The following is a 13,586-nucleotide window of genomic DNA, read 5'->3' as shown; positions in this document are numbered from 1 at the left end:
CAGCAGTTCAGAAGCTCACACTATTGAGACAAACATAAATTATGAGGATGGCTGACAGCGCTTCGATAGCCAAAGGGGGCAGTGGTATAGCGGAAGAAAGATAGCTAAAAAAGAGGGGTTTGCCTGCTTTACAAGTGGCTAGATGGCGCTCTTAATTGAGCTCAACGGCATGACTAATAGCAACAAAAAACGCCGCACTCGTTAGAGCGCGGCGTTTTCATCCTGATTTGAGCCTTACTCTGAAGAAATAACAGTCTCACCCTGCGGCAACAGATTCGCCTGAATATCTCCTTCAGTAAAGAACAACTGGCGGTAGTCCTTGTTGGAATACTGCTCGCTCTGATCACTGAAGAATGGTGACATGGCATCTGTAGACTGGGAATAACTCACTAGACCATAAGCCTCCGGGCCATTGTCCGTAAATTCCAACCCGAAGTGCCAGCTAGTACCCCTGGCCATGAGCCAACCGTCGATGCCATCAGAGCCGTCTGATAGCCCTGCCGTGTTATCGATGGTTGAAGGTGCAATCCGCGGGAACCGGGTATCCTCCAGGAACGGATCTGTCACCACACCGATCGCATTGAAAGCCCCGTCAATGCTGCCGTCACCGCCGTGCCAGGGAATTGGCTGGGTCTGGAAAACGGGAGCCCCACCGGAACCGGGAACCACACCACCGGAAGCGCGGTAATATTGCAGGTCGCCCAATGCATCAGTCGGCAAAATTCCCTGAGACTGCAGAGCAGTCACACCATCAGCAAGCGCCAGAAGCATCGTGTCGCTCGCTGTACCTGCATTCTCGTCGGAAGGATCCGCCGGTGTGCCTACAGGGTCAGCCGGGCTAAACGGCGTTGTAAGATCTGAATCCAGATCATTACGATAATTCGCCATGAACACCCGGAAAATATGAGCGCCCACGCTGTCCCGATTGTACAGGCCATCCCAAGTGCTCAGAGATTGGCACCAGGAAGACAGATCGACGCCATTAACTGCCGTACTGCCAATCGCATCACAACGCTGCAAAAGCTCCGGCAGGAACTGTTCTGCATACCAGGCCCGGTTGTTCCAGATCACGCCGATCAACTCTTCTGCACTGAACTTTCCGTCCTGTCCGGCTGGAAGCGGCGCATCCGGAAAGCCAGGATCCATCAGATTCTGAAGCATCTTGATGCCCAGGCGCGTCCGAGCATTGATAGGGGCTTTTTCATCACCAAACAGAGGTGAGAAGCCTGTCAGGAACTCGTCCGGATTGGTTGACCAGTAGCTGCTGTTGGAGTTCTGTACCCAATCCGATCTAACCAGTTTTGGCTTCTGGTCATAAGGCACCAAAGGACCACAAGCGGTCTCCACCCAGTCCTCCTGGGAGAGTCTGCCGTCGAGCAACGTAACGCCCTGGTCAAAGAGGCCAGCGTATGCTGCACTGCCTGCCCTTCTGAAATTCACGAGCGCAATGGCTTTCTCGGAAAGGTTCGGTACCGAGCTGCTGTCGATGTAGAACGCATTGCCCTGATCATCCGCATAGGTGGTATTGGTCCAGAGGGTGGAACCACAGTTCTGGAAGACACCCTGGAACTCCTCAAGATTACTGGCTCGACTCATACCCAACCAGGTGTCCAGAAGACCACCAGTGTTGGCATTGGCATCACGATAGGTGTGAGCCACCATTGAGGAGGTATTCAACGCACCGTTGTCACCCCAGGATGGCAGCTGATTACTGACAGCGTTCGCGGCGATCATCGGGCCGTACTCGGAGAAGTAGAACGTTCTCTCCAGAACCACAGGTTGAGCCATCCCCATATCGACCTCAATCTGATAGGTCTCAGAGGTGATCGGCTTTTCCACTCCGTCTTTCACATAAGTGAGAAACTCTCCGTCGTCCTTGAGTACCAGCTCATACCAGGTAAAACGACGGCTGGTCGTTACTGTGTGAGACCAGGCAAGATTCTCATTAAAATTGATCAGAGGAATCGCCGTACCCAGCAGTCCAGCGCCATGAACATTCAGGTAACCCGGCACGGTCATCTGAACCTCGTAGAGGCGCCGATGTCCTGTGTAAGGGAAGTGCGGGTTCGCCAAGAGAGCGCCCCGGCCCTGCTCGGTCAGCTCGCTACCAATACCCCACGCGTTACTGGCAAGGCCCATATCCGCGAAATTGGTCTGTGATTTCGCGCCAGCCTCTGCAGTTGCCACGACGTTCTTGAGAAGCTGATTAACCTCATCAACATTGGTCACCGAACTTACCGGTGTCGGTGCCGGAGTCTCTCCCGGAGGAACTGCGAGGAAAACCGCCCCTGTGGCAAACAGCGCACCGCTGGCGTACTGACCAACAATGCGATAATGAGCCAGCAAATCCACCGGCGTTATCGGTTTGACCCAATCCTGATCCGCACATTCTACAGGGAACTGAGAGGCATCGGTTTCGTTGACGTACCGGTTGTACCCCTCTGTAAAGCCTTCAATCAGCGCTCGACTCTCAGGGCTCAGCGTGGGGAACTCGGCCTCTGCGCCGGCGTATATCTGCTGAGCCTTGTAACTAAAGTCATTGACTATATTGATACCGACACCAAATCCCGCATCCGGTCCAGGCCCAAAGTACTTCGCTCTCTCGCTTCGGGCCTTCACAACCGCCTCAGCCAGCATACAAACATTGTCCTGCGCCTGCGCATAGCCATGTCCGAAAGCCGCAGATTTCAGGTCGTCAGCGACGATATGAGGCACGCCGCCCGTAGTTCGACGGATGGTCGCCTCTAGCTGACCATCAGACGGAAAAAGATTGGGATCCACCTCAGCCTGTGAGGGGCCGGAAGAGTCGTTATCGCTATCAAAACAACCTGCCAGCAAAGTACTGCCAAGCAGGGCGACAGTGAGACTGAGGGCATGTTTGCCACTCGGGGTTTTCCTGAGCTTCATAGTGTATTCCTTGTATTTGTTCACTACGTTTTCACCATTTCCGGTGACATTTATAAAACTAGCAGAGCCCTCCTTTTCAGCCAGACAAAACTGAACACTTATTCACGTTATTTTCTTCTAAAGAAACTGATCGTTATCAGCTCCGAGCATTTTGCCAATGCGGGACGTTTCCGATGGCGTTTTCTCGAACTTGATCGGGAATCCGATCTGCGGTTGTTGAGTGCCATCCCCCCTATCAACACCAATCACCATGTCCCTTGCCTTAAGCTGTGGGTGCTCGGCGGCCTCCGAAATGGTCAGAACCGGCTCCACGCAGGCATCCTCGTCGGCAAAAATCTCCTGCCACTCCGCCAGGGGTTTCTCTACAATCTTTTCTTTCAGAACCGCTTTCAGGTGTTGCTGATGCTCAGGATTCTGGCTCATGGCGAGGCTGGTTACCTCAGAGATCCCCAGGGTGTGGAACAAGCGGGAAGCGAACTGCGGCTCGAGACTGCCAACTGAAAGCCAGCGACCGTCGCGCGTCTGGTAGTAGTCGTAAAAGGAGCCGCCGTTCAGCAACGCGCGTTCCGGCTTCTGTTCCTGGCCTCCGGCGAGGCAGGCCGCCCCGGCCATGGCGTTCAGCGCGAACGCGGCATCGGTCATGCTGATATCAACAAACTGCCCTTCTCCGGTTTGTTGCCGGTGAATTACCGCAGCCAGGATGCCCATCACGGCATGGTGAGAACCACCAGCCACATCCGCAATCTGTATACCCATGGGTGGCGGGCCGCTGTCGGCTCGGCCGCAGTGGCTGCTGACGCCCGCCAGGGAGAGATAATTGATGTCATGGCCCGCGCGGTCCTTGTAGGGGCCGGTCTGGCCGTAACCGGTAATGGAGCAATAGATGAGACGAGGATTTACTGCCTTGAGGGCCTCGTAGCCAATGCCGAGCCGGTCCATCACTCCCGGGCGGAACTGCTCGACAACAATGTCGTGGTCTTTGACCAGCTCCAGGACTTTTTCCCGGCTCCCCGGCTCTTTGAGGTTGAGACCGAGCGACTTCTTGCCTCGATTCAGAAAACCATGAGCCGTGCTCACTCCCGCATCATGGGGCGGCATCACCCGTGTCAGATCCACCCGGTCCGGCGCTTCCACACGTAATACATCTGCCCCCATATCGGCCAGCAGCATGGTGGCGTAGGGACCGGGCAGCAAGGTACTGAAGTCCAGAACTTTCAGCGAAGTCAGAGGACCCGCCATGATGATCTCCTTTTTATTGTGAGAGTTGTCCGAATAGCATTCGTTTCCTTCATGCTGCCCGGTTTTGCCAACGGGGCCAACTGCCGGTTCCGTCATTCCGATTGGCCGTTTCTACCAGCCTGTCCGGACGGCTTCGGTTGCATTGTTCTGCCGGGGTTTTATGATGGGTTTCGTTTTTATGGAATGGCGAGCGTGATGTCCGATCTGACGGTTTCGAAGCACTTTGTTCAGGCTGCCCTGGGGGGTGCTGAAAGACTTGGTTTTGATACCCGGGAAATGCTCCGGGAGGCAGGAATCTCGCCCGATCTCCTACGTATCGAGATGGCCCGGGTCAGCAGCGACCAGTTCAGCCATCTTATGCAGGTACTCTGGAACCGGATGGGGGACGAGTTTATGGGGCTTGGGCCCCGGCGGGCCCGGACAGGCACCTTCGCAACCATGTGTGCGCTGGTGATTGACTGCCCCAACCTGGAATCGGTGTACCGGCAAGCCTTCCAGTTTTCCCGGCTCTTCGAGCCCATGGTATCGATGGAGCTCGAAATCGGCGAGGACAATGCCCGACTGGTGGCCCGGATGGAAGGCGAAATAAACGATCCCAGTTTCTTCTTGAGGGAAAGCATCCTCGTAATCTGGCATCGCTTGGGAAGCTGGCTCATCGGGCAACCGATAGAACTGGAAAAGGCGGAGTTCGATTACCCCCGGCCGACCCACGGCGACGAATACCGGCACATTTTCCACTGCCCCCTGGCGTTCGAATCCGACAGGATTGCCCTCACCTTCGACAAACGCTTCCTGTCTGCGCCAGTTATCCGCGACAGGCCGGAGATGCGGCAATTCCTGAAGACGTCGCCCGCAGACCTGCTGTCCCGGCCTGACGAGAGCAACACCTTTACGGGGCGGATTCGTGCGCTGATCGGGAGAGATTTCTCAAAGCCGTTACCGGATTTCGAATGGATTGCCGCAGAGCTACATACCAGCCCGCAAACGCTGCGTCGCCGGCTGAAGCAGGAAAATACCTCGTTTCAGGAAATCAAGGACCTGCTACGGCGGGATATGGCGATTTACTACTTGAGCCGGCAGGACCTGCCCATCAACGACATCGCGGCCAAGGTTGGCTTCACCGAGCCCTCAACCTTCCACAGGGCTTTCAAGAAGTGGACAGGGGTGACGCCCGGCGCATACCGGGAGGGCGAACGAGGCAACCTCCCTGATTGAATCAGGATCCGGACGGTAGCTGAAGTGTCCGGATCAACTGCCCCAGCGTCTCAGCAATCTCCTGAACTCGCTCACGGTTCGCGGCCAGTTGAAGCAGGCGGGAGCCATCCCTTGGATCGTAAACCCAGCAGGTCGAAACAGCGGCTTCACAACGCCACTCAACCTGGGGGTTAATGCCAAACACCGACATCGGCTCGGTGCTCCTCAGTATACGGCCATCTTCGGCTCGCCTGATTTCCTGCACCTGAATCTCGTCTCCCTGGGTTCCCAGGCGATATTCCACATCTGCCGGCCGGTCCAGCCGCACCACTGCCTGATCACGGCGCCAGCCTGCGAGTTCAAGAAGGCTGTTGATATGAAGGGTCAAGGCTTCACGGTCTGAATCCGCCAGATAGAGCTTGCGCAGTGACTCAACGCGGCCCTCACCCGCTGGTTCAATAACCGCAACCGGCTCGCTTTCGCCAGCAGCCTGGGGTGCGACAGCGTTCTGTCGCCTGGTCTTCTCGATAGAGGTGATCAGCTGAAGGGATTCCTGATAGTGGGCTCCCTCCGCACCCGCCTGGCTTACATAGGTCTCAAGGGCCGACTGGGCCTCGTTCAAATGGGAGGACTGGAGCATCACCCTGCCCCGATAAAAATAGTAGTCTTCCGGCTTTTCCCCCTCCAGTTGCTGCAACCGGTTGAGGTATTCCGCAGCCTCACCCCAGTTTTCTGCAACAACGGCCTCTTCCGTAGCCAGCATCAGCCTGCGGGTTTCATGTTCGGGCGCCAGCGCCAGCGCGGGCCCCGCCAGGAGCATGGAAGCCAGGGCGGCCCCCAGGACAAAACAGCGACCTGTTCCAAATAATACTGCCATGGCATCTACTCCTGCTCGTTATCTGCACCAATCGCCTGCTCCTCAGAATCAGGCCGGTCGTCGTCCCCGGAATGAAGGAATTCGTCGGAATCGTCCACTTCCGCCTGATCCATGATCCCCTTGGGCAATTCTTTCTTGACCCGAACACCCAGCTCAACAAAGCGATTGGCCTGCGAGATCAGGTTACCCCGCCCGCGGGTCAGGGTGTTCATGGCCGAGTCGTAGGTTCCCTGGGCGGTATGCAACTGGGTGCCGAGGCGTTCCATCGCTTCCACGAACACCCTGAGTTTGTCATAAACCGCGCCTGCCCGCTCGGCGATTCGTCGGGCATTCTGGCTCTGACGCTCATAACGCCAGATGTTTTCGATTGTTCTCAATGTTGCCAACAAGGTTGTTGGAGTTACCACAATAATCTTTCGCTCAAAGGCTTCTGCGAAAAGGTTCTCGTCCTGTTGAAACGCCGCCACAAAGGCAGGCTCGATTGGCATGAACAAAAGCACGAAATCCGGCGAATGAAGGCCATGCAGTTGGCTGTAGTCCTTTTCACTCAACGTACGGATGTGATTTCGAACGGCCTCAACATGCTGTTTCAAAGCCTCTTCCCTGACCACGGAATCCTCGTCTTCCGTAACCCACTGCTGGTAAGCCACCAAAGACACCTTGGAATCAATGATCAGGTTACGGTTGTCTGGCAGATGCACGATGACATCCGGCCGATACAGCTGATTATCGCTGTCCCGATAACTGCCCTGGGTGTCGTATTCAACCCCCTTACGGAGGCCGGACTTTTCCAGTACACGCTCGAGAATCAGCTCACCCCAGTTGCCCTGGATTTTCTTGTCACCCTTCAGTGCACGGGTCAGGTTGGCGGCTTCTTCCGTGATCTGTCGGTTCAGGTCCTGTAGTGATTTGATCTCACTGCGCAGGGCCTGACGGTCCCGGGTTTCATTGGTATACACGTCCTCGACGCGCTTTCGAAAGTCCTGCAGCTGATCCCTGAACGGATTAAGCAGGGTATCCAGGCTGGTTCGTGTCTGCTGGCTGAAACGCTCGCTCTTCTGCTCGAAAATCTTGTTGGCAAGGTTTTCAAACTCCTGCTTCAGGGCGTCACGGTTACGCTCAAGCAGCTCCAGCTTCTCACTGGCTGACCGGCGCTCCTTATCAATTGTCACTTCCTGCTCCCGGAGCGACATGCGGGCCTCACCCAGCGCTTCGGACAGCTCTTCCGCCTTTGCCCTCAGGGTCTGACGTTCGCTTTCCACCTGCGCAAAGCGCTCTTTCCGGCTCTCCAGCTCCGACTCAAGCCCGGCCAGTCGGTTCTCGAGGCTTGCGGCATGCTGCCTCCAATGTTCGACGTTCTGCTCAAGTCGACCATTCCTGCCCCAAAGCCCTTTCAGAACGACCAGAAGAATCAAAACAACCATCAGCGCCGCCATCAGATCAGGACGGGACAACATCTGTTCCATGATGGCTTCAGGCACCTGGCAATACTCCCATTAAAACTCTTTTCAGATGAATGATCGGTACGATTCTGCTTGAACAAAGTCTAACCCACGCAGGGAACCTTTTGCCCGGCGCACCGTCAAGTTGACTGGTGCTGCCAGTAAGGACCACGACTGTTTGGCAATAATTCGAAGCCCGGGCATCTAGCTCTGGACGCCCAACGTAATATCGTCTAAAAGGGTAAAATGTTCACCCGCCAAGTGGTTATTACCCTTTGGTAACCGTATGACGGGCACGGACGGGATCAGAAATGGATAACAGATCATGCTGAAAGAATTGTGGCGAAAGCTGGGGGCGGAGTTTCTCCACGATGACGGCTCCAGTCAGGACAGCCAATCCGGATTGTTCGGTACAGGCGCATCTGGCAACAAGGAAGCATTCAGAATCCTGCCGCACATTACCCACACTGGCGAGTTTCACCTCGAGCGCCTCACCAGCCTGCTTAAAACCCGGTACGGAAAGAGTTTCGGGATGCCTTCCAGCAGTGCCGAAAGCGACGAGAACATCCGGGAGCTGATCAGTTTTGCCGCCCGAATTCAGGATCAGGATGTGCAGCGCGAACTGCTGCTTTTCTACCTCAATTGCTCCCCCGTGATTCAGGAATACCTGCGTGCTGAAACCGTGCTCGGTGAAGGACATTTCCTGTCACGGTAAACACTACTGCCCCTTAACCATCTGTAAATCAACCACACAGGTTGGATGTTGTATACTTCCATTCCGTTTTTATCCGGTTTCACATGCACAGACCGTCATCACCGTTCCCACTCGGGTATGACAGGCTGCCAGCTCAGGGGTTATTCATGGGTTTGAAATGTTTTCGGGCTGGACTGCCTAAACCTTCCTTCATCGCACTCGCAGGCATCCTCACACTGACGGGATGTTCGGCAGACCGTTATTTCATGGTTCCCAAAACAGACCTCAATGAGCTGCAGGGATCCGTCAAGAGCCAGCGTGCTACTCTGGTTACCATGGAAGAGAATGCAGCGACTCGACACGAGCAAGCCGTTGCCCAGACCCGCTCATCGACTCAAACCATACTGGACGCGATCGCCACCCAGGTAGAAAAGCCCGAATGTCCGCCCGTTCAGGTCCAGAAGCAGTGCCCCGCAACAGACAACTCAAAAGGCCGCGCTGATCGCCTGAAGGGGAAAGTCATTGTCGGCGAGGTAGAGAATTTCTACCTCGCGGGTCCCGGCTTGATCTACAAAGCTCGAATCGACAGCGGCGCCGAAACTTCCTCCATCGACGCACGCAACATCACGCGGTTTGAGCGGGATGGCAGCAACTGGGTGCGGTTTGATGTACCCGTTCCCGGCGCCGACAAGTTCGTGACCCTGGAGAAAGAAATTTCCCGTCGTGTCCGGGTTATCCAGGCCAGCGCGGACGAGGCTGAGCGCCGTGTTGTTGTCGAACTCCAGTTCTTTATTGGCGACCATCGGCAGGTAGCCGAGTTCACACTTGCCGACAGAACAAACCTGACCTACGAAGTTCTGATTGGCCGCAATATCCTGCGTGACGTAATGCTGGTCGATGTCGGCAAGGAGTACGCCACCGAATTGCCTGAATCCATCCGCAAAAGCAACGGGAACGAATCGTGACCACCCGCTCGCGCCTGCCATTTTATATTGCCGTTTTTCTCCTCATCGCAGCGGGCATTTCGCTTGCTGTCTGGAGACACATTGAGCTTCGTATCCCCTGGCTGACAGGCGAGCAGCGTCCTGTCTGGATGGTCGAGGCCCGAATCGATTTTGACGCCGGCGACGGATCAGTGCTTGCCAGCCTCAACATACCCGAGCAACCTCCGGGATTCCGTATCCTTACCGAGCAGGCTGCATCACCTGGCTACGGCTTCTCTATCATCGACAGCTCGGGAAGCCGCCGGGCGGAATGGAGCAAGCGGGAAGTCTCCGGACCGCAGACACTGTATTTCAAAGCCCAGTTTATTCCGGATGCTAACGCCCAACCGGAAATTCCCGTGCGGGAACCGAAAACACCAAGGACCTTTTGGGAAGAACCCGAAGCCACAGCCGTTCAGGAAATACTGGACCAGGCCAGGGTCCGTTCGAGTACTCCAGAAAGCATGACCCGAGAGCTGATCCGGCTGATGCAGCCAGACACCCGCACCCAGAACACCACCCTGCTGGTCTCGGAAGAGAACTACCTGGACCTTCTGGTCGATATGCTCAACCATAGCGGTATCGCTGCCAGGATAGCCGACGGCCTCAGGCTTGAGGATGCGCGCCGGCGGCAACAGCTGATGCCCTATCTGCAAATCTACAATGGCAAACAGTGGCTCACCTTCAACCCGAAAACCGCTGAACAGGGCGTACCTGACGATCTGTTGCTCTGGCGTCAGGGCTCTGCTTCTTTGCTGGATGTCGTGGGCGGGGAAAATTCCGAAGTGAGCTTCTCCATGCTCCGGCAAACTGTTCCGGCCCTGCAACTGGCGACCATGGAATCCGCCTCCAACGGCCTCGGTTTCCTGAGCTTCTATGAGCTGCCCATTGAAGAACAAAGCATGTTCCGGATGCTGCTGTTGCTACCACTCGGCGCACTCATGGTGGCCTTCATGCGGATCGTCATCGGCATCCGTACCTCTGGCACTTTCATGCCCGTGCTCATCGCCGTGGCCTTCGTCCAGACAACTCTGGTGCCCGGGCTGATTGCTTTCCTGTCGGTTGTCGCCATAGGTCTGCTCATGCGCGGTTATCTGTCCAGTCTCAACCTGTTGCTGGTGTCTCGAATATCCGCCCTGATCATTCTGGTTATTTTCATCACCGCGGGCTTGAGCATTATCGGTTACCAGATGGGATTCAACACTGGCATGACGGTCACTTTCTTCCCGATGGTTATCATTGCCTGGACGATTGAGCGCATGTCCATCCTCTGGGAGGAAGAAGGCGCCCACGAGGTCATGGTTCAGGGTGCCGGCAGCCTGTTCGTGGCCATCTGCGCCTATCTGCTGATGAGCGCGCCTCTGGCTGGCCATCTGACCTTCAACTTCCCGGAGCTGCACCTCGTGATCCTCGGGCTGATCCTGTTGATGGGCCAATACACCGGCTACAAGCTCAGCGAGCTTCGACGGTTCACGCCAATGAAGGCTTACGACTGATATGGACTGGATTTCACCGCGATCTCTCAAGAGGCTCGGGATGCTCAATATGAACCGGAGAAATGTCGACTACATTTCCCGGTACAATGAGCGCTCGTCGTACCCTCTGGTGGACAACAAGCTGAAGACCAAGCTGGTGGTTGCTGAATACGGGGTAAAAACGCCCAAGCTGCTTCAGATTGTCCGCCAACAGCATGAAATATCCCACTTCCGGGAGATGGCTGAAGACCTTGAAGGCTTTGCGATAAAACCGGCGAAGGGGTCGGGCGGCAAAGGCATTACGGTGATCACCGGGCGCGATGGTGATGATTACATCAAGGCTTCAGGTTCCCGTGTCGATTCTCCTTTCCTTGAGCGTCACCTGACCAATATTCTGGCCGGTCTCTACTCTCTTGCAGGCACTCCGGACGTTGCGATTGTCGAGAACCTGGTGGAATCCGCTCCTTCACTGGCAAAGTATTCGCATCAGGGTGTGCCCGACATCCGTATTGTGGTGTTCCAGGGTTACCCAGTGATGGCCATGCTGAGACTGGCTACAACCGCATCGGACGGTAAAGCCAATCTGCATCAGGGAGCCGTAGGCGTCGGTCTTGATATCGGGTCCGGTCGAAGTCTGAACGCAGTTCAGTTCAACCGTCCCATTACACTTCACCCGGATACCGGTCTTGCTCTGGAAAACATCCAGATTGAAGCCTGGGACGAGATGCTGGAAATGGCCTCTCGTTGCTACGAAGCGACCGGACTCGGCTACATGGGGGTTGATCTGGTGGTAGATGCCAACGAAGGGCCACTGTTGTTGGAACTTAACGCCAGACCCGGGCTGGCGATCCAGATGGCAAACGGTCGAGGGCTTCTGCCTCGCCTGAGGGCTATTGAGGCTCTCAAGCGGCCACACTTCACGCCACTGGAACGCTCTCGTTTCGCCATGGACACGTTCGCCAGTTTCTGAGCGCTAATCAGACATAAAAAAACCGGGGCCAGGGCCCCGGTTTTTTTATCTCAAAGCACTCTTAGGCGAGCTCACCTCTGGCAATCAGAAGTTTACGCTCGTGACTGAGGCCCTTCAAAAGTCCCCACGTCATGACCAGGAGAACGACCGTAAACGGCAGACCAGCACTGATCGCAGTCGCCTGGATTGCGCCGAGCGCATCCTCACCACCACCAAAGATCAGGGCTGCAGCAATGGCACCCTCTGCAACTACCCAGAACACACGCTGAGCGGTCGGAGCGTCGGTCTTGCCGCCGGCTGTGATGCTGTCGATAACCAGCGAGCCGGAATCCGACGAAGTTACGAAGAACACCAGCACCAGAATAATGCCCACGAATGACAGGATCCCGGTCAGCGGCAGATTCGCAAACATCTGGAAGGTCGCAAGTGAAACCTCAGTCAGACCGTTCTCAGCCAGTTCACCAACGCCCTGCTGAATCTGTTCGATAGCAGCACCACCGAAAGCACTCATCCAGACAACCGTGATAACGGTCGGAACGATCAGCACTGCAGTCACAAACTCACGAACGGTACGTCCCTTGGAAACACGGGCAATAAACATACCTACGAACGGTGACCAGGAAATCCACCAGGCCCAGTAGAATACAGTCCAACCCTGGAACCAGGCCTCATCTTCACGGCCAAACGGGTTACTGAGCTGCAACGCGTTGCCAACATAGTTGGAAGAAGTCACCCACAGGGTTTCCAGAATGGTCATGGTTGGACCGGCGAAAATAACGAACAACAGCAGAATGGCTGCAACGCCCATATTGATGTTACTCAGGACTTTCACGCCTCCATCCAGGCCCCTTAACACTGAGATCAAGGCAAGCGCTGTAACACCCACGATAATTGCCATCTGGACGTTCGTTCCAGCGCCCACATCAAACAGATAATTGAGGCCAGAAGCCGCCTGCTGGGCGCCAAAACCGAGGGATGTCGCAAGACCAAAAATGGTCGCTACAACCGCCAAAACATCAATAATGTGACCGGGCCAACCCCACACTTTGTCTTTAAGCAAAGGGAAAAAAGCCGAGCGGATGGTCAGAGGCATGTTCTTATTGAAGGCAAAAAACGCCAGGGAAAGAGCAACGATCGCATAGATGCCCCAGGGGTGCAGACCCCAGTGGTACATGGTCGCGCCCATGGCAAGATTGCGGGCTTCATTTGTTCCGGCCTCCACGTTGAGTGGCGTCTCATACCATCCTGTGTAGTAAGCCACGGGCTCGGCAACGGCCCAGAACATGAGACCAATACCCATGCCGGCCGCGAACAGCATGCAAAACCAGGAAATCGTAGAGAATTCAGGCTTGCAGTCTTGGCCGCCAATACGGATCTTGCCCATTGGCAAGAAGATCAATGCCAAACAAACCACCACAAAAATGTTGGCACTGATCAGGAAAAACCAGTCAAACGTCGCGATAATGTCCCATTTCGCTCCATCGAGCAGCTCTTTGGCCTGCCCGGGGAACATCAGGGTCCCTATTACGAACGCAACAACCAGTATCGCCGTAATCGGAAATACCGGTGCGTGGAGATCCAGCCCGAACGGTGTGATATTGTCCTGGCCGGCCACGTAGTCCGTCGAATATTCGTCTTTAACTACCTCGCCCACGTTATGGCGCCTCCTGAGTTGATAAGTCGTTTATTCAGAATCGGAGTTCAAACATTACAAGCGCGTTATCATAATGTTTTGAGTTCAAAACATCAAAACTACAATTATTACCGCCGCCTTGATATTTATCATAGACCATGATCGACAACGG

The 13,586-nt window shown here is 55.4% G+C and carries 10 protein-coding genes; 5 read left to right on the top strand and 5 right to left on the bottom strand.

The features are described from left to right. Window positions 1-234: 234 nt before the first annotated feature. Together BM035_RS10045 and BM035_RS10040 are read right to left on the bottom strand one after the other, a co-directional pair. The gene (locus BM035_RS10045) at window positions 235-2,907 is read right to left on the bottom strand and encodes a penicillin acylase family protein (RefSeq protein ID WP_092031580.1); all 2,673 of its coding nucleotides are present in this window, start codon (window positions 2,905-2,907) and stop codon (window positions 235-237) included. A gap of 117 nt (window positions 2,908-3,024) precedes the next feature. Further along, on the bottom strand, window positions 3,025-4,146 hold the full coding sequence (locus BM035_RS10040; RefSeq protein ID WP_175497377.1) for a CaiB/BaiF CoA transferase family protein: 1,122 nt from the start codon (window positions 4,144-4,146) through the stop codon (window positions 3,025-3,027). A gap of 195 nt (window positions 4,147-4,341) precedes the next feature. On the opposite strand from BM035_RS10040, the gene BM035_RS10035 reads away from it, so the two are divergent. After that, window positions 4,342-5,361, top strand: a complete 1,020-nt coding sequence (locus tag BM035_RS10035; protein WP_092031574.1) for an AraC family transcriptional regulator — start codon at window positions 4,342-4,344, stop codon at window positions 5,359-5,361. Window position 5,362: 1 nt separating this feature from the next. On the opposite strand, the gene BM035_RS10030 is transcribed toward BM035_RS10035, so the two are convergent. Together BM035_RS10030 and rmuC are read right to left on the bottom strand one after the other, a co-directional pair. Next, a complete protein-coding gene (locus BM035_RS10030) occupies window positions 5,363-6,217 on the bottom strand; it encodes a hypothetical protein (RefSeq protein WP_092031572.1) in 855 nt (284 codons plus the stop codon). A 5-nt stretch (window positions 6,218-6,222) separates the two neighbouring features. Further along, window positions 6,223-7,698, bottom strand: a complete 1,476-nt coding sequence (rmuC, locus tag BM035_RS10025; RefSeq protein ID WP_092031569.1) for a DNA recombination protein RmuC — start codon at window positions 7,696-7,698, stop codon at window positions 6,223-6,225. Between the two features lie 286 nt (window positions 7,699-7,984). Here rmuC and BM035_RS10020 point away from each other — a divergent pair, with 286 nt between their 5' ends. The 4 genes from BM035_RS10020 to BM035_RS10005 all read left to right on the top strand — a co-directional run bounded on the left by BM035_RS10020 (window position 7,985) and on the right by BM035_RS10005 (window position 11,781). Continuing rightward, entirely contained in the window at window positions 7,985-8,374 is a 390-nt protein-coding gene (locus BM035_RS10020) for a hypothetical protein (protein WP_014576600.1), read from the top strand. Between the two features lie 245 nt (window positions 8,375-8,619). After that, on the top strand, window positions 8,620-9,318 hold the full coding sequence (locus tag BM035_RS10015) for an ATP-dependent zinc protease family protein (RefSeq protein WP_014576599.1): 699 nt from the start codon (window positions 8,620-8,622) through the stop codon (window positions 9,316-9,318). Next, window positions 9,315-10,832, top strand: coding sequence for an inactive transglutaminase family protein (locus BM035_RS10010; RefSeq protein ID WP_092031567.1), 1,518 nt, complete (start codon window positions 9,315-9,317; stop codon window positions 10,830-10,832). Before BM035_RS10015 ends, BM035_RS10010 begins: the two co-directional genes overlap by 4 nt. A gap of 1 nt (window position 10,833) precedes the next feature. Next, the gene (locus tag BM035_RS10005; protein WP_092031564.1) at window positions 10,834-11,781 is read left to right on the top strand and encodes an alpha-L-glutamate ligase-like protein; all 948 of its coding nucleotides are present in this window, start codon (window positions 10,834-10,836) and stop codon (window positions 11,779-11,781) included. Between the two features lie 61 nt (window positions 11,782-11,842). Here the strand turns inward: BM035_RS10005 and BM035_RS10000 are convergent, their stop codons facing one another. After that, a complete protein-coding gene (locus BM035_RS10000; RefSeq protein WP_092031561.1) occupies window positions 11,843-13,435 on the bottom strand; it encodes a BCCT family transporter in 1,593 nt (530 codons plus the stop codon). Between the last annotated feature and the right edge of the window lie 151 nt (window positions 13,436-13,586).

The organism is Marinobacter sp. DSM 26671, assembly GCF_900112835.1.
GTDB lineage: Bacteria > Pseudomonadota > Gammaproteobacteria > Pseudomonadales > Oleiphilaceae > Marinobacter > Marinobacter flavimaris.
Note: the sequence above shows the minus strand (reverse complement) of the source record. Positions and strands in the feature narration are given on the sequence as shown.